7 protein-coding genes and 4 pseudogenes are annotated in these 18,077 nt (G+C 43.8%); all 11 read left to right on the top strand.

What is annotated here, in order from left to right; genetic code table 11:
• The first annotated feature begins 357 nt into the window (after nt 1-357).
• Nucleotides 358-861 carry a DUF3172 domain-containing protein gene (locus MiSe_RS16855; RefSeq protein WP_226582232.1) on the top strand — a complete coding sequence of 168 codons (504 nt, stop codon included), beginning with the start codon at nt 358-360 and terminating at the stop codon, nt 859-861.
• 427 nt (nt 862-1,288) lie between these two features.
• The gene (locus MiSe_RS16860; protein ID WP_226582235.1) at nt 1,289-3,835 is read left to right on the top strand and encodes an HD family phosphohydrolase; all 2,547 of its coding nucleotides are present in this window, start codon (nt 1,289-1,291) and stop codon (nt 3,833-3,835) included.
• Nucleotides 3,836-4,584: 749 nt separating this feature from the next.
• A pseudogene (locus tag MiSe_RS16865) lies at nt 4,585-5,094 on the top strand (nuclease/transposase family protein); the annotation flags it as partial.
• Nucleotides 5,085-5,345 (top strand): sterol desaturase family protein, encoded by a 261-nt coding sequence (locus MiSe_RS52715; protein ID WP_226582250.1) that lies wholly within the window; start codon nt 5,085-5,087, stop codon nt 5,343-5,345. The pseudogene MiSe_RS16865 and the gene MiSe_RS52715, both read left to right, overlap by 10 nt.
• Nucleotides 5,346-5,577: 232 nt before the next feature.
• Nucleotides 5,578-8,847 carry a non-ribosomal peptide synthetase gene (locus MiSe_RS16875; RefSeq protein WP_226582253.1) on the top strand — a complete coding sequence of 1,090 codons (3,270 nt, stop codon included), beginning with the start codon at nt 5,578-5,580 and terminating at the stop codon, nt 8,845-8,847.
• A complete protein-coding gene (locus MiSe_RS16880) occupies nt 8,840-9,217 on the top strand; it encodes a nuclear transport factor 2 family protein (protein ID WP_226582256.1) in 378 nt (125 codons plus the stop codon). The genes MiSe_RS16875 and MiSe_RS16880 overlap by 8 nt, the downstream gene beginning before the upstream one ends.
• A 19-nt stretch (nt 9,218-9,236) precedes the next feature.
• Nucleotides 9,237-12,416 (top strand): non-ribosomal peptide synthetase, encoded by a 3,180-nt coding sequence (locus MiSe_RS16885; protein WP_226582258.1) that lies wholly within the window; start codon nt 9,237-9,239, stop codon nt 12,414-12,416.
• A gap of 152 nt (nt 12,417-12,568) precedes the next feature.
• On the top strand, nt 12,569-14,032 hold the full coding sequence (locus MiSe_RS16890) for an MFS transporter (protein ID WP_226582265.1): 1,464 nt from the start codon (nt 12,569-12,571) through the stop codon (nt 14,030-14,032).
• 406 nt (nt 14,033-14,438) lie between these two features.
• Nucleotides 14,439-15,302 (top strand): annotated as a pseudogene (locus MiSe_RS16895) (HDIG domain-containing metalloprotein); the annotation flags it as partial.
• Between the two features lie 1,223 nt (nt 15,303-16,525).
• Nucleotides 16,526-17,227: pseudogene (locus MiSe_RS16900) on the top strand (sulfatase-like hydrolase/transferase); the annotation flags it as partial.
• Between the two features lie 174 nt (nt 17,228-17,401).
• Nucleotides 17,402-18,077, top strand: a pseudogene (locus tag MiSe_RS16905) (RNA-guided endonuclease TnpB family protein); the annotation flags it as partial.

Below are 18,077 nucleotides of genomic sequence, written 5' to 3' on the forward strand. Positions count from 1 at the left end.
ACTCCCTGCTAAAATGGGGCGAAAGGACAGACAAATGTCACTGACCCCGCTCTCTCATAGACGGGGCTTGTCCGAACCAATTCGGACGACGTAAGCAGCGACTAGCCCATTGAGACACGGCTTGGTACACACTTCCAAATACTTCCCTAGTTTGGATTCACTGTAAGTCTGATTGGTACAGGCGCTTTGAGAAAGGACATCTTAGCTGTGTTGGGCGAAGGGACAAGGAACAAGTTTGCTGGTTCTTGGCTTTATCAGCGCTTAAAAACCAGCCCCTTTTGTGGGGACTAAAGTCCCTGGTGTCGGCAAGCCTCTCAGGTCTAAAGACGCTGAGTTTCCCACATACCGAGCAACATTATGAGACGCAAATCTACATCCTCTGGGTTCTTTAATTCTACGATTTTGGCAGTTCTTGCAGGCGTGTTTATTTTAGGGGTGGGAATTGGTATCGCCTTCAGTTCAACGGCGACATTGACCCCGACAAACGTGGCGTCGCGGGAATTCATCGACCGCAGTGCGCCAAACGCAGACTTGTGCGTGCAATATGGAGCCAGTGCCATTGTCACCGATACCCGCGTGTTTGTGACGCTAAACCCCTTCAATGTCTACGTGACGCAGCCGCGTATGCAACCTGGGTGCGTGCTGCGTACCAATAACTGGTCAATTCTAGAACAAAGAAAAGCGGTGAGCGGGGATGATGTGCGCCAGTGTAAGAACCGGATGAACACTTTTGGCTACACGGGTGACTTGGGAGATAAACCCCTAGTTGACTGTATCTATCAAAACGACGCCGAGAAAAACCGCTTCCTCAATCAACCAGGTTCTATTGGCGCTCCCGCACCAGAAACCAACCAATTCTAATTGTTTGAATTCAACAACCCCCACTTAAAATCGCCTAGAGCATCGGTCAAGGATTGGGTATCGGATTATGACCGAGGTTCTAGGCTTTTACCTTTGAAGCGGGTGGGGGGTTTTCTCCCCTAGATTACAGCTTGTAACTTGTGCTAAACAATCCCTCGGGACTTACGCACGCGGGGGCAGAAACCCGCTTTTTTCGCAGATCTTTAACTTCCCAACTCGGCATTTTTCCTAAAAACCGGGTTTCTTTGCGTCAGTCCTGTGGATTTTTCCACACTTGCACTATGCCCGTTGATGCAAAATGCAAAAGCAGTATTGGATTTTAGAGCAGGCAGAGTATAGTTTTCTAAGGGCTTTTGTACTAATAATGCCAAAAGCCCCCTGTGTGTCAGTTCCACAGAGAGTTCAGGGTGTTTACTGTCGCAAATATATGAAAATGCTCCATTCGATGACGCAACATCTCAACAACTGGCGGCGCTCTGCCAGCGCTTGCGCTTTGAAGAAAACCATCGATGGCGCTTCGGTTGTATCGGAACCCGCGATCAATTTGCTGCAAAAGAAATTTTCGGCGCTGCTACGTAGTGCCAATTGCTCTCAAAGGCAACCAAAGCGCCACAGTAGCACCTGTGCGCGATCCCGTAACTCTCCCAAGGTTGTGTTTGTTGTCGCCGTAGCGTCTCTCACCAGCGTTCTAGGTTATCGCTTCTACAACCAACCTAAATTAGTGGTTGGAACAGTTGCCCCGCAAACAATTTGGGCACCAGAGGACGCTACGGTCGAAGATACTAAAACCACCGAAGCCAAACGAAAAGCAGTCCGCAGGAATTTAGCACCCGCGTTGATGGTGGATCGGGAAGTGGATGGCAAAATTTACCAGCAACTTCAACAAAGTATCGATAAAATTAACTCGCTCAGGCAACTGCTGGCTCCGTTTCCCTTTACCAATACCTCAACCCTATCGATTTCTACCCAACTTTATTTGCTCGAAACTCCAGAATGGCAATGGCGAACCGTGCTAGCAAACCTAGACGCACATAGGACAACCGATGAGCTATTTTCCACTCCCGCCGTTGCGCCTTCCTCCCCTTCAGCGGAACTACAACGCGCCATTACCGAACTGCAAGCTTATCAACGCACTGCATATTCCGCCAATTTATCCGCACTGATCGATCAAATTACCCAGGCTCGACAGCGTTACCAAAAGGCGCTATCAGTTCTCAGTCAGGAGTGTAAAGACGAGGGAATTGGGTCCAGAGTCAGTCGCGCGACTGGGGTCTACGTTAGGTCTGCAATGCTCAGCAACGCCCTCGATACCCCCGACTGCGGCTATGCTGCTTTCTTGGCAGCATCCCAGTCAGACTGGCAAAAAACCCAAACGGGTATCCGCAACGCTGCCGAGTTAATTCTCACCCAAGGCATCCCCCCTGGTTTACCGCCTTCCCACTTGCAGGAAACCGCGAGTATCCAGGTGCAAAATCAAGTGCCGCAAAGCCTGCAATCCTCCGCAACGGCGTTGTTAGTATCCCTCCTCCAGCCGAATTTAAAGCAAGATGCCGCACAAACGAAACTTTTGGCAGAACAAGCGGTACAAGCTGTCCCACCGGAAATTATCCAGGTGCGGCGAGGCGAGATCGTAGTCCGGGCGGGGGAGGTAATTACCCAACCGGATTTTTTACTTTTGGATTATTTCAACCTCAGTCGTCGGGGGCTGAATTGGCTGGGGTTAATTGGCTTTGCTGGAGTGACTTGCCTCGGTGTGAGCGCGTTTTGGCTGGTGCAGCGGCGATTTCATCCTGGGATGCGCCGCCGGGACTATATTATGGTGCTGCTGTTGACGCTCTCGACGCCGCTGATAGTAAGTTTGGGCTGGCACTATACCAGCTTGCCTGCGATTGGTTTATTGATGGGTAGCTTTTACGGTTCGGCGTTGGGGGTGACAACGGTTGGGTTGATTGCCTTATTTCTTCCAGTTAGTCTACCCATTAGCTGGGAGCATTTGCTTGCCGATGCTGTTGGCGGGCTGCTGGGTGGTTTAATGGCAGGAAGGATGCGATCGCGCGAAGAACTCGCCCTCTTGGGCGTCGCCGTCGGCTTAGCTGAAGGCGCAGTCTACCTGCTGCTTAATTTAACCCTGGGCGCTGCTTCCGGTTTGCTCTGGTATGCTTTCATCCCCAAAGCCGCGTTATACAGTCTCACGGGTTTGGCTTGGAGTGTAGTAGCGCTAGGTCTTTCGCCTTATTTGGAACACCTGTTCGACTTGGTAACCTCAATCCGCTTATCCGAACTGGCTAACCCGAATCGACCTTTGCTCAAGCGTTTGGCAGAAGAAGCACCAGGAACTTTCCAGCATACCCTGCTGGTGGCAACTCTCGCTGAAGCGGCGGCGAAAGTGTTGGGATGCAACGTCGAGTTGGTTCGCACCGGGACTTTGTATCACGATGTCGGCAAGTTGCACGACCCCCAAGGATTTATTGAAAATCAAATCGGCCACCCCAACAAGCACGACGAAATTAACGATCCTTGGAAGAGTGCCGAAATTATTAAAAAGCACGTCACCGAAGGATTGGCGATGGCGCGCAAATACCGACTCCCCAAGGCAATCTGTGCGTTTATCCCCGAACACCAAGGCACTATGCTGATTGCCTATTTTCATCACAAAGCGCAGCAAGAATCCAGCGAACCCATCCCGGAAAATGATTTCCGCTACGATGGCCCCATTCCCCAGTCCCGCGAAACTGGTATCGTCATGCTGGCAGATTCTTGCGAGGCGGCGCTGCGAAGTCTCAAAGATGCCACTTATGATGAGGCTTTAGTCATGGTAAATAAAATTCTCAAAGCCCGTTGGCAAGATAATCAACTCTTGGATTCCGGTTTAAGGCGAGACGAAATGCCCCTGATTGCTGAAATTTTTGTCCAAGTTTGGCAACAGTTCCATCACAAGCGTATTGCTTATCCCAAAATAGGCGTTAAAACTTAGCTATTTTAGTTTTATTTCTCCTCAAAAAATAGGAAGGGTTGATTTGAGCGTCTATTTTTTGGTATTATGAGTCTATTCTAATAATGGAATATTTTTACTTTTTATATTTTTTGACATATTCCCATTCTGAGAAGAGTATAGCAAAAATTGGCAGCGATCGAAACCCCCTAAAACAAAAAAATCGCATTTTTTGATAAAAAAAACAAATTGGTAATGGCTAATTGCTAATGGCTAATTGGTGATATAGCCTTTTTGGCGATTGAGCGATAAGGGATGAGCGATTAGGTTATCCCATAGTTAAAGCGAGCGCAACAATTGAGCGATCGTTGTGAAATCTTGCAGATAGAGCGGATTGCTTTTCTAGTGAGGTATAGCCTTTTACCTTGTTTGTGTAGCGGCACCCTTAAGGGTGCCGCTACACAAACAAGCCGTAACTCATAGGGCTGCAAACCGCTATAAAGGTTGTAGGTTGGGCGGAGGGTGCTCTCTTCGACAGCGTAACGCACCCTAGTCCGAAACCCAACTTGTTAGATCCCAAAGGGTTGGTTAACACTATGGTCAATCCAACCTACGAATGATTAGATAAATTTATAGGATAGTTCGCGAAAACCCCGGTCTAAAGACACGGGGTTTTCGCGCGAGACTTTAGTCTCGCGAATTCTTCTTCAAGGGTATATTAAAATTTGCACAATCTTACTACAACAATGACGATGTTCGCAGTAAAATAGGCACAGAAGTGGAGGAAGAAATTGCTAGTTATTGAGTACAAAGTCAAAGCTAAGTCATACCAGTACAAAGCGATTGATGAAGCAATTCGCACGGTGCAATTCGTGCGAAATAAATGCCTGCGGTACTGGATGGACGCACCCAAAGACGCAAAAGTCAATGGGTTTGCTTTGAACAAGTACTCAACCAAACTGCGCGAAGAATTTCCCTTTGTCAAAGAGTTGAACTCAATGGCAGTGCAAGCATCTGCCGAGGGAGGATGGGCAGCAATTTCTCGATTTTACCAAAATTATTGCAAAAACAATCAACCGGGCAAGAAAGGATTCCCACGCTGACAAAAAGACAACGGTTCAGTCGAATACAAGACCAGTGGATGGTTGTTGCATAAAACTAAGCGGAGGGTTACTATTACCGACAAGAAAGGCATTGGTGAATTAAAAATATTGGGCAAATGGGACATTCATACATACCCACTCAAATCAATTAAGCGCGTTAGATTGGTGAAACGCGCCGACGGTTACTATTGCCAATATTAATTTATGGAGTTAGCTTTGAGCGTTTTATCTTTTATTTAGCCTGGTATAACTTGCGTCATTCTCATATCTGGTTAGCTTATCCCCAATGGATTAGCCATATTTTCATCAGTCTGGCGCCACACCAAATTCATCATAGTGTAGACGCGAAACATTATGATAAAAACTTTGGTTATATTTTCGGATTTTGGGACTGGATGTTTGGCTGCTTATACATGCCAACCAGTTATGAAAAACTGAATTTTGGTTGAGCAGATGGAGAATCAAATTTGTTTAATAATGTCCCCAATATCTTGTTCCAACCATTTAGATCAATTTGGCAGCGAATCAGCCAAACCTCAGTCTGATGGAAATCCAAATTTAAATCAATTTGATTTTTTGACCTCTGAGATTCAATTGAAAACATCTCTAGTTTACCAATTTCATAGTGCTTGATTACAGCCAAAGTAAATCGTTGTTGCCATCATTTTAGAAAGAGTTAACATGAGCCAAGCAGCCTTAGATTCCAACTATCAAACTACCGGATTTAGTCAATATTTAAATCTAACAACAGAAAGTTGGTATTCTCAAACGCAGTGTATTCATCAGGTATTTGCAGAGCAGGTAGAAAAAACACCTGATGCAGCAGCAATAGTATTTGAAAACCAGCGATTCACCTACCGAGAATTGAACGCCAAAGCTAATCAACTGGCACATTATTTGCAAGCAATGGGGGTAGGGAAAGAGGTATTGGTAGGTCTATGTGTAGAGCGTTCTATTGAAGTAGTCATAGGAATTCTCGGTATCCTGAAAGCGGGTGGTGCTTACGTTCCTTTAGACGCTGCTTATCCCCAAGAACGACTAGCATTTATGTTAGAGGATTCTAACTTAAAAGTGCTTTTAACTAAAACCCAATGGCTAGAAATACTACCTATTATTACCGCTTCAGTGATTTGTTTGGATGCAGATTGGCAGAAAATTGAACAACAAAGTCAAGAGAATCCAATATGTGATGTGAAACCGGAAAATCTTGCTTACTTAATATATACTTCTGGCTCTACTGGTAAGCCAAAAGGAGTGCAAATGCCTCATGCCAGTGTTTGTAATTATCTTGAGGCTGTAGCTAAAATAATCCCAGTCAATAGCAACGATATTTATCTCCAGACAGCATCTTTTTCGTTTACCGCGTCAGTCAGACAATTATTATTACCTTTATCCCAAGGTGCTACAAGTATTATTGCTACCCGCGAACAAACTAGAACTCCCCTCAGTTTATTTGAATTAATCCAAAACCAGGGGGTTACTATCTCTGATGGTGTACCTTCGGTGTGGCGTTATGGACTGATGGCTTTAGAAAGTTTAGAGCAAAAATATACAAAAGCTCTCAGCGAATCCCAACTCCGATTAATAGTATTTGGTGGGGAATTACTACCCTATCAATTAATCAAAAAATTACGCAATCTGTTTTCTACCCCACCACTATTTTTTAATATTTTAGGTCAAACAGAAAGCATTGGAAATGGTTTTTATCCCATTCCAGAAGACTGCAACTTGGAAGAAGGATATGTGCCAGTTGGTAATCCTCTCAAAGACATTCAGCAGGTTTATGTACTCAATTCCCAACTGGAACCAGTAAAAATTGGTGAGTCTGGTGAATTACATATTGCAGGTTCTACCTTAGCTCGTGGTTATCTGAACCGGACTGAAGCGAATGCGGAAAAATTTATTGATAATCCTTTTAATCCACAACAAAGACTTTTCAAAACAGGTGATGTAGCTCGCTACTCCAGTGATGGTAATTTGGAAATTCTTGGTCGCATCGACTTTCAGGTAAATATCCGAGGGATGCGCGTTGAACTGGAAGAAATTGAAGCTGTATTGAAACTGCATCCATCTGTTCGTGAAGGTGTAGTTACCCTGAGAGAAGATCTCCCCGGAGATCAGCGCCTTGTAGCCTATATAGTCCCTAACAATCAAGCCTTGGATTGGGGAGAAATCCGCAGCTTTCTAGAGCATAAACTACCAGATTACATGGTTCCTAATGCCTTTGTGCTGATGGAAAAACTGCCAGTATTACCCAACGGTAAATTAGACCGCAACAGCTTACCTGCACCAAATATATCGACTGAGAGTCGTAACTTTGTTGCACCCCGTAACCCAAAAGAGCAACTTATCGCTAACATCTGGGCAGAAGTTTTAGGATTAGAAAAAGTTGGCATCCATGACAACTTTTTAGAATTGGGAGGACATTCGCTGCTTGCTAGTTTAGTTATATCTAGATTGCGCGAAGCTTTAGCTGTGGAATTAGCGGTCAGCGTTTTATTTGAATCGCCAACTGTAGCCAGTTTAAGCGAAAGGATTGAAAATTCCTCCCATCAAAACCAGCAAAATCAAACCTTGCCAATATTAGAGTCAATCGATCGTTCTGTTGAATTACCTTTATCTTTGATTCAGCAGCGATTTTGGATTCTCGACCAAATGGAAGGGGCAAATGCTGCATACAATATTGCCAGAGCATTGCGTTTAGTTGGTCGGCTGAATTTAACCGCACTCCAACAAGCAATAGAGTCAATTATTCAACGTCACGAAACCCTGCGTACTTCCTTTGGGATGGTAGATGGAAAACCAGTGCAATTTATTGCTGAAACTGTACCATTTAGTTTACCAGTGTTAGATTTACAAGACTTGCCAGAAGTTGAGCGACAGGCTGAATTACAAAGATTAATTACCGCCGAATATACACAAACTTTTGATTTAAGAACAGCACCTTTATTAAGAGTCAAAATCATTCGCCTGGAGTCAGATTCCCATGTGTTGCTGGTGACAATGCACCATATTATCTCTGATGCTTGGTCAGTGGGAATTTTCCTCAAAGAATTGTCTAGTTTATATGCAGCTTCTCCCTTACCAGAGTTGCCGATTCAGTATGTAGATTACGCTTACTGGCAACGTCAATGGCTGCAAAATGATATTATCAATACCCAGCTAAACTATTGGAAACAACAGTTAGCAGATGCTCCACCTGTAATAGAATTACCAACCGATCACCCACGTTCTGCTATCCAAACATTTCGGGGTAGTATCCAGAGGTTTAAGTTGGGTGATGACCTGACTAACAAACTGAAAACCCTGAGTCAGAAGTCAGGTACTTCCCTATTTATGACTCTTCAGGCGGCTTTTGTGACGTTGCTTTATCGCTACACTGGTCAGGAAGATATTATTATTGGCTCTCCCATTACTAACCGCAACCGTCCAGCCCTTGAATCATTAATTGGGTTTTTTGTCAACAGTTTGGTTTTACGCACCCGCTTAGAGAACAACCCCACATTTAAAGAACTACTAACTCAGGTACGGCGGGTTGCGCTTGATGCTTACGCTCACCAAGATGTACCTTTCGATCAATTAGTTGAAGTTCTCCAACCACAACGTCACCTCAGCTATAGTCCGCTGTTCCAGGTGATGTTTGTATTGCAAAATTCCCCAGTGGAAAAACCAAAACTGCCAGGTTTGAATGTAACGCCGATTGAATTAGATAGACCGACAGCAGGTGCGACTTTTGATTTAACTCTGTCGATGCAAGAAATAGATGCAGAACTCAAGGGGGCATTTGAATATAATGCCAACTTGTTTGATGCTGAAACTATTGCACGGATGATGATAAATTTCCAGATATTACTGGAAGATATCGTAAACAATACCCAAAAAGAAATAAGTAATTTACAACTTATTTCTGCCAATGAACTACTTCAAATAGAGGAATGGAGCCATGCTTAACACTAACGAATTACTCACCCCAAACTACAGCACACTGATTACTGATTTATTTGCTGTTATAGATTCATCTGATTGGCAAGCACTACCGGATATGTTTCACCCTGACATCGTTTATGAACGTCCTGGTTATCAGCCTTTCGTTGGTATAGAACGATTACTTGTGTTTTATCGACAAGAAAGGATAATCCTTTCAGGTAAACATCATATCGAAAACATTGCCACTGACAAAAATTGCGCTGCTTGTTGGGGTCGGTTTATTGGTGTTGGTAAAGACGGTAGCCAACTTGATGTGTTATTTGCCGATACATACTCTTTTAAAAACGGCAAGATTTACACTCGCAGAACTCATTTTTTTACAGCAGCAGTATAAATAAGAAGAGGCAAGTATTATGCAGAGAACTTTGCAAAGCTACCAGTGTATCCATAAGATTTTTGAAACACAGGTTTTACAACAAAACCATGCTACAGCACTAATTTACAAAGACCAACAACTCTCTTACTCGGAACTAAACCGCCGTGCTAATCAGTTGGCACATTACCTACAAAAACTGGGTGTAAAACCAGATGTACCAGTAGGTATCTGCATGGAACGCTCTTTAGAGATGGTGGTAGGACTGTTAGGAATTCTCAAAGCAGGGGGAGCATATTTACCACTAGATCCAATATATCCTCCAGAGCGGCTAGCTTTTATGTTGGAGGATGTTCAGGCACCAATAATCTTAACTCAACAGCAGTGGGAACATAAATTTCCAGCACATTTAACCTCAAAATTGGTTGATATTGATTTAGATTGGGAAATTATTTCGCAAGAAAGTCAAGAAAACCCTAGTAGTGAAGTCAGCCCTGAACATTTAGCCTATATAATATATACATCTGGCTCCACAGGAAAACCAAAGGGAACAGAAATTCCCCATCGAAGTATGATTGGTTTTATGTTTGGGGTCAATTACCTGCGGCTAGACTCAAAACAAACTCTTCTGCAATATTCATCTATTTCTTGGGATGCTTTAACCCTAGAACTTTGGCCAGCACTTCTTCATGGTGGTCGCTGTGTTCTTTACCCAGGAACCATCCCCACACCTGATGATTTAATCCAGATAATTCAGCAACATGGTGTTAGTATCTTATGGCTGACTTCTGCCTTATTTAATACCATTATTGATTATAATCCAGAAGGATTATCTGGTGTTAAACAATTGCTAATTGGTGGGGAAGCAATTTCCTTAGCTCATGTTCGTCGCGCTCTGGATATCTTACCATCAACAGAGATTATTAATGGTTACGGTCCTTCAGAATGCACAGTATTTAGCTGCTGTTATCCCATTCCTCGAACCCTGGGCGAAAATGTTAGGTCAATTCCCATCGGTAGACCCATAGGAGACAGAAAAGTTTATCTCCTAGATTCATATTTAAATAGAGTCCCCATTGGTGTTACTGGCGAAATTTGCATTACCGGACCCAGTTTAGCACGGGGGTATGTCAATCGACCACAATTGACGGCAGAAAAGTTTATTCATAATCCCTTTATCCCAGGAGAACGCCTTTATAAAACAGGAGATTTGGGACGCTTTTTACCCGATGGAAACATTGAATTTCTGGGACGCATCGATCACCAAGTTAAAATTCGCGGTTTTCGGATTGAAGTAGGAGAAATTGAAACGCTTCTGAGTCAACATCCCCAAGTTCAGCAGGTAGTAGTAATTGTCCGCGAAGACAATCCAGGGAATAAGTATCTCACGGCTTATATTGTTAATGAAACTTTGACGCTTACGAGTAGCGAATTGCGTCAGTTTCTCAAAGAACATTTGCCGGAATATATGATTCCAGCTGCTTTTGTGATGCTCAAAACCTTACCCTTGACTCCTAATGGTAAAGTTGATCGTCGGGTTTTGCCAAAGCCAGAGATCGCAAATTCACAACTAGAAGCAGCTTTTGTCGCACCTCGTACTTGGCAAGAAGAAAAACTAGCTGAAATCTGGTGTACAGTGTTGCATCAAAAGAAGCTAGGCATCTATGATAACTTCTTTGAATTGGGAGGACATTCTCTGTTGGTAACATCTGTCATCTCTCGGATTCGAGAAAGTTTTGCGATCGAACTTCCTCTGCGTTCTCTATTTACAGCACCTACTATAGCTGAACTTAGTCAAGTAATAACTGCTCATCAGCTGGAGTTACAGGAGCAGAGTACAAGTGGTATGACATTTGACACTTTACCACCTCTTGTTCCTCAAGTACGAGACACATATATACCACTGTCTTTTGCACAAGAGGATATATGGTATGAACAGCAATTAGCTCCTGAAAGTTGCGCCTACAACAGCTTTTTTGTTTTACGTTTCTCTGGTTCTCTCTCTGCAAGTGCGTTGGAGTCTAGCTTCAATGAAATTATTCGCCGTCATGAAATATTACGGACATCTTTTACTGTGGTAGAAGGTCAACCAGTACAAATCATTTCCCCATCCCTAACTATACCGTTGGAGATTATAGACTTACAAAACTTCCCTCAAACAGAGCGAATATCTGAAGCCGAAAAACTTGCTGCGCTGCAATATCAGCACCATTTCGATCTAGCTTCAGTCCCTCTGATCAAGACAACCTTGCTGCGATTAGCTCAACAGGAGCATTGGTTGATAATCAATATGCACCATATCATTACAGATGGGTGGTCATTTGACCTGTTGTTGGAGGAGTTACGAATACTCTATGAAGCTTTTGTCAATGATTTACCTTCACCCTTACCGGAATTACCTGTTCAGTACGCAGATTTTACTCTCTGGCAACGGAAATACTTTAATGAAAAGGTAATAGAACAGCAACTTGCTTATTGGCTGGAAAAATTAACCAATACCTCACAAATATCTAATGTGGTTTCTAACACTCAGCCACAGGTGAGTAACAGCACAAGTGCATCTGTTTATTCTGTGGTTCTGCCAGCGAGTCTGGTGGTATCAATCGAAGCCCTCAGCCGTTCTCAAAGAGTTACTATCTTTATCATCATTCTGACTGCTCTGAAGATACTTTTGTTTAATTACAGTGGTAAAAACGATATTTTAGCGATCGCAACAGTTGGTAATCGTAGTTCAGTCGAAACTGAAAAAATGCTCGGTTGCTTTATCAACGACGTCATTTTGCGATCGCATCTCTCATCTGAGCAAACAAAGCTTTCTCTTTTAGAGCAGGTCAAAGAAACCCTGACAGAAGCAATTAACAATAAAGAGATTGCTTGTCAAACAGTCATGGATGCTATTACAAGTAAACAACCACTTAACATCTCGGCTTGCGTTACTATGGTACCTCCACAAAATTTGCCGGACTGGATGTTAGATGTAGAATTTGTCACAATTAAGCGGGAGCGCAGTTTATGGGATCAGGAAATTCCTTTAGAGCTTTATATTTCTTCACCTTCTGTAAATAATCCCACCATTGAAATTAAAGTCTTGTACAGCACAGATTTATTTACAGATGAAACCATTGAGTTTCTGTTTAGTTATTATCAGGAAATTCTAGAGAAGCTCGTCCAACATCCAACCAGCCAGATTTCTGAATTTGAAAAGGTTCTAAGAACCTAGGGTGGGCACTGATCTCCAACGTAAAAATAAGGATTTGAGCGTGTATGTAGGCAGGGGTGGCAAACAAAATTCTGAGGATGGAGACATTAGATACCCGACTTCTTAAAGAAGTCGGGTATCTGAGGATTAATTAACCAAAAATTACTATTGCTATGTTAGAAAACAAACCACCAGAGTTGAAAGAACAGCCCGGATTTGGATCGTATTTATCTAAGTGGAGTAAGTATTTCTCCAGTAAGGAAGGAGAGATAACTCAAAGCATGAGCGTTTTTATCTTGATCTGGATTGGTCAAGTGTTATCTCTGGTTGGCTCTCGCATGACCAGTTTTGCTCTCAGTATTTGGGTTTATCAGCATACCAACTCAACCACCCAGTTCACTCTCCTGATTCTATCAACGACCTTACCTGCGATTATTATCTCTCCCATTGCTGGAGTGTTTGTCGATCGCTGGAGTCGGCGCTGGATTATGATTATTAGTGACTTCTGCGCTGGTCTGTGTACCTTAACCATTGCCTGGTTATTTATCAATGGCAACCTAGAAGTTTGGAGTCTGTGCCTAATTAGCGCTCTTAGCTCTAGCTTCAGTGCATTTCAGGCGCTCGCCTATTCTTCAGCTACTACATTATTAGTGCCTAAAGAACAACTTGGTCGTGCCAGTTCAATGACGCAGATTAGGTTAGCTATTGCGGAAATCCTCTCACCTGCACTGGCAGCTGCACTGCTGGTAACTGTCCAAATTCCGGGAGTTGTGGTGATTGATTTGGCAACTTTGTGCTTTGCTCTGGTTTGTTTGCTAGTGGTTAAGTTCCCTGAAGTTCAGACCAGAGAAGCTAAAGGAGAAGCAGTTGGGTTCTTATCTTCATTCTGGCAAGAAGTCACCTTTGGATGGCATTATTTTATCGAGCGCCCTGGACTGATTGGGTTAGTGGCTTTTGTTGCGCTCAGCAACTTTCTCATTGGCGGTGTTGAAGCTCTCACCACACCTCTAGTACTTTCCTTTGCTTCTACACAAGCTCTAGGTACAATATCTTCCATTGCTAGCTCTGGAATGTTAGTCAGCAGTTTCATTATGAGCTTATGGGGGGGACCACAGCGCCAGATGAATATCATATTTACCTCGATGTTTTTTTTCGGTTTATTCTATCTGTTAGCTGGCTTGCGTCCTCACCCGATTTTGTTTACTATCTCTGATTTCTTTATATTTTTTATACTCCCCATCGTTAATGGTGCAATCCAAGTAATTTACCAAAAGAAAGTTGCTCCAGAAGTACAAGGAAAGGTCTTTGCATTCCGCATTGCGGTTACTCAGGGTTTTCTGCCGCTTTCTTATTTGATCGCCGGACCACTAGCCGACCGAGTTTTTGAACCATTGATGGCTGCTGATGGCTTGGGAGCAGCCAATATTGGACAAATTATTGGTGTTGGACATGGTCGGGGTATTGGTTTGATGTTTGTCATCATGGGTATATTTAGCATTGTTGTCACCTTCATTGCCTACTTGTATCCCCGTCTGCGTCTGCTAGAAGATGAGTTACCGGATACAATTCCTTTGTTCGATCAACCTGATTTTCATCAGTCTGGCGCCACACCAAATTCATCATCGAATCAGTCTTAAAACTTCATCCCCATGTCCGAGAGAACACCGGATGCGATCGCGCGAAAAACTCGCCCTCTTGGGCGTCGCCGTCGGCTAAGCTGAAGGCACAGTCTACCTGCTGCTTAATTTAACCCTGGGCGGCGCTTCCGGTTTGTTCTGGTATGCTTTCATATCATGTCGGCTTAATGTGCAATAAAAACTTCGAACCGTCGCCGCGTCGCCCCGTCAGAGCGTCAGCCCTAATTATAAGTGTTCAACCGGACATGATATCATCCCCAAAGCCGCGTTATACAGTCTCATATCATGTCCTTAGGTATCAGTTGTGTATAGTTGATTGTGCGAAAAAGCGTTTTTTCTCCCCCAGCTCCCCCATCCCCTTTGCTCCCCCAGCTCTCCAAACGCAACCGATGCAACCGGACACGATATCACGGGTTTGGCTTGGAGTGTGGTAGCGCTGGGTCTTTCGCCTTATTTGGAACACCTGTTCGACTTGGTAACCTCGATCCGCTGATCCGAATTGGCTAACCCAAATCGACCTTTGCTCAAGCGTTTGGCAGAAGCAGCGCCGGGAACTTTCCAGCACACCCTGTTTGTCGCCACTCTCGCCGCAGCTGCGGCGAAAGCTTTGGGATGCAACGTCGAACTGGTTCGCACGGGGACTTTGTATCACGATATCGGCAAGTTGCACGACCCCCAAGGATTTATTGAGAATCAAATGCGCCACCCCAACAAGCACGACGCAATTAACGATCCAAGGAAGAGTGCCGAAATTATAGCGGATTGCAGCCCCATGAGGTACACCGCACAGCTGTGCCAAAAGCCTATACCTCACTCGCTGGCAATCTGCTGTATTAAAAAGCACGTCACCGAAAAATTGGCGATGGCGCGCAAATACCGACTCCCCAAGGCAATCTGTGCGTTTATCCCCGAACACCAAGGCACGATGCTGATTGCCTATTTTCATCACAAAGCGCAGCAAGAATCCAGCGAACCCATCCCGGAAAATGATTTCCGCTACGATGGCCCGATTCCCCAGTCCCGCGAAACTGGTATCGTCATGTTGGCAGATTCTTGCGAGGCGGCGCTGCGCAGTCTCAAAGATGCATCTTATGACGACGCTTTACTCATGGTGAATAAAATTCTCAAAGCTCGTTGGCACGATCGTCAACTCGTCGATTCCGGTTTAAGACGCGAAGAAATGCCCCTGATCGCTGAAATTTTTGTCCAAGTTTGGCAACAGTTCCATCACAAGAGGATTGCTTATCCCAAAATAACCGTTAAAACTTAGCTATTTTTGTTTAATTTCTCCTCAAAAAATAGGAAGGGTTGATTTGAGGTTCTATTTTTGTGGTATTATGATTCTATTCTCATAATGGAATATTTTTACTTTTTATATTTTTTGAAATCTTCCCATTATGAGATAAGTATAGCAAAAATTGGCAGCGATCGCAACCCCCTAAAACAAACTGCGGATGTGCCCAACAAAAACGAAACCAAGGTATTCCGGTAATCTTAGTCAAAGATAATACCAAGAAGTATAATATCACCCCAGAAAGACTACAACAGGACTTACGCAGGCGGGGCCAAAAACCCACTGCGTCAATCTCGCGACTCTAAACCCACGATTTTTCCTATCACCAAAGTTTTTTTGCGTAAGTCCTGTACAAATTGATCGGACTCAGGGCAGAAAGATATATCTTGTCAATAGCTACATGGAAACGGCGGGATTACTGTTAGCTTTGCGTCATGGTATTGTGCCAGTACAACTCGCCCAATGCCACAACTGAAGCCAATTTTTCTTTGACAGGACTTACGCAAAAAAACAACGGCGATCCGAAAAATCGTGGGTGTAGACTCGCGAGATTGACGCAGAGGGTTTTTGGCCCCGGGTGCGTAATATCATGTCCGGCTTTTCACCCCTAATAAAAATGCCTGAAACCATTGATTTTACAAGATTGCAATTATGGCCGATCCCTCGGAGATGATATAAGTCCTGTTAGTAAAGTTTTACAATACTTGACTGAGCCAGTTGAATGCTGGACAGATGAAGGATATACAGATGATATCCATTTGGGTTTTCTTGGTAATTGGTAATTGGTAATTGGTAATTGGTAGTAGGGGCGCTTTAATGAAATATTTCTTGGTTCGGAGTAAGGGCGGGTTTAACGAAATATCTCGTGGTGACACAGAATGGCAGGTAAAACCCGCCCCTACTTGAGTTAACTAACAACTTGATTGAATAAATAGCCATAAAAAAATAATTTCTATTATCATCCCTTGATTTTGCTGTCAACCATATGAAGGGAATTAAACAGATCTTAACTGGAAATAATATTGTAAGTTTTGTTAAAAATAATTTGTGTTAGCTCAATATTGGCATAATCGTGGTAAATTTGGCCTCGGATGAAATTATCTCATCAGGAAAACATCACGGCGCTCTTAGTTTGCGCATCTGTGTGAAAATTTAAGGAGTTTATTTTCATGAGACGAGTTATGAAAATAGGGATCGCTATGGCGATGTCCCTATTGCTTGTCCTGTCAGGAATCCTGCCTTGGCTTCCGACAGACGCGGCTTTGGCCCAGAGTAATCCTCATCGTCCCAACATCCTGGTGATCATGGGAGATGACATTGGTTGGACAAATGTCAGTGCCTATGAAAAGGGCATTGTGGGTTATGACACGCCCAACATCGATCGGATTGCCAAAGAAGGAATGCTGTTCACGGACTACTATGCTGAACAAAGCTGTACCGCAGGTCGGGCAGCTTTTATCACTGGGCAAAGTGGTCTCCGTACTGGCTTGCTTAAGGTCGGTTACCCGGGGGCATCCTTTGGCCTACAGAAAGATGACCCGACTTTAGCAGAAATGTTGAAGTCTGTGGGCTATGTGACGGGGCAGTTTGGTAAAAACCACTTAGGGGATCTCAATAAGTTTCTGCCGACGGTACATGGGTTCGATCAGTTCTTTGGCAACCTCTATCACTTGAATGCAGAAGAAGAGCCGGACAATGTGGACTATCCCGGCGGACGCGAGGGTGAATTTTACAAAAAATATGGTCCCCGTGGAGTCCTAGAGTGTAACGCAACAGATACACCCATACCGCTCGACCCTGAAGACGATCCTCGGTTTGGTGATGACTGGGGCAATCAGGAGTGCGAGGATACTGGCCCACTCGACAGCGAACGGATGAAGACCATCGATGAAGATATCTTGGAACACACCTAAAAATACCGGGAGCGTGGTAGCCCCGCATTTTTAAATCGGGGCGGAAACGCGATGCGAGCAGATTTATCTGCCGTCAATATTAGGTGAATTTAATTAATATTAACACTCAGGTTAAAAGGAGTAGATTATAATTTGACTTACAGCAACAAGAGGTGATAGTAATTGGCTAAAAGCAAGACTTTATCATTCATCACAGAAATTCCATTGATTGTAGATAGCAAGCAACATAAAGAACTACTATCTCGTTTTCAAGCAGCGAGACAACTATACAATGCTTGCCTGAACGAAGCAATCGCCAGAATGAATCTCGTGAGAAACTCAGAAGCCTTCCAGCAAGCCAAACAAATACATAGAGAAACTCTTAAAAAAAGAAGTGACGAATTCAACGATGCAAGAAGAGCATACAGATATTCTGATTACGACATGCAGGCATATGCAACAATCGTTAGTAATCGCTCAAAATGGATAGCTCAACTGCTTGACTCAAATACCCAACAAGTTTTAGCCACTCGCGCTTTTAAAGCCAGCGAAAAAGTCATGTTTGGGCGAGCCAAAAAGGTTCGCTATAAAGTACCTTCCAGATTTAGAAGCGTAGAAGGCAAAACCAACAAGCAAGGAATTAGGTGGAAAAACCACAAGTTAGTTTGGGGTAAATTAACCCTTACCCCTGATATTGATGCTCAAAACCCTGTCATTCAACATGGCTTAAACCATCCGGTAAAATACGTTCGCCTTCTGTGGCACGCCAGATGCTCCACTTGGGGGAACCCCAAGACCGCACTGGCTCGAGAACTCAATGGTAAGCAGCGCTGGTATGTTCAGTTAATTAACGAGGGAC

This window comes from Microseira wollei NIES-4236 (genome assembly GCF_020521235.1).
Taxonomy (GTDB): domain Bacteria; phylum Cyanobacteriota; class Cyanobacteriia; order Cyanobacteriales; family Aerosakkonemataceae; genus Microseira; species Microseira wollei.

What these genes read in the sequence shown, in the direction of transcription:
- MiSe_RS16860 (WP_226582235.1), top strand. Translation starts at nt 1,289, where the DNA reads ATGAAAATGCTCCATTCGATGACGCAACATCTCAACAACTGGCGGCGC.
- MiSe_RS16885 (WP_226582258.1), top strand. Translation starts at nt 9,237, where the DNA reads ATGCAGAGAACTTTGCAAAGCTACCAGTGTATCCATAAGATTTTTGAA.
- MiSe_RS16875 (WP_226582253.1), top strand. Translation starts at nt 5,578, where the DNA reads ATGAGCCAAGCAGCCTTAGATTCCAACTATCAAACTACCGGATTTAGT.
- MiSe_RS16890 (WP_226582265.1), top strand. Translation starts at nt 12,569, where the DNA reads ATGTTAGAAAACAAACCACCAGAGTTGAAAGAACAGCCCGGATTTGGA.
- MiSe_RS16855 (WP_226582232.1), top strand. Translation starts at nt 358, where the DNA reads ATGAGACGCAAATCTACATCCTCTGGGTTCTTTAATTCTACGATTTTG.
- MiSe_RS16880 (WP_226582256.1), top strand. Translation starts at nt 8,840, where the DNA reads ATGCTTAACACTAACGAATTACTCACCCCAAACTACAGCACACTGATT.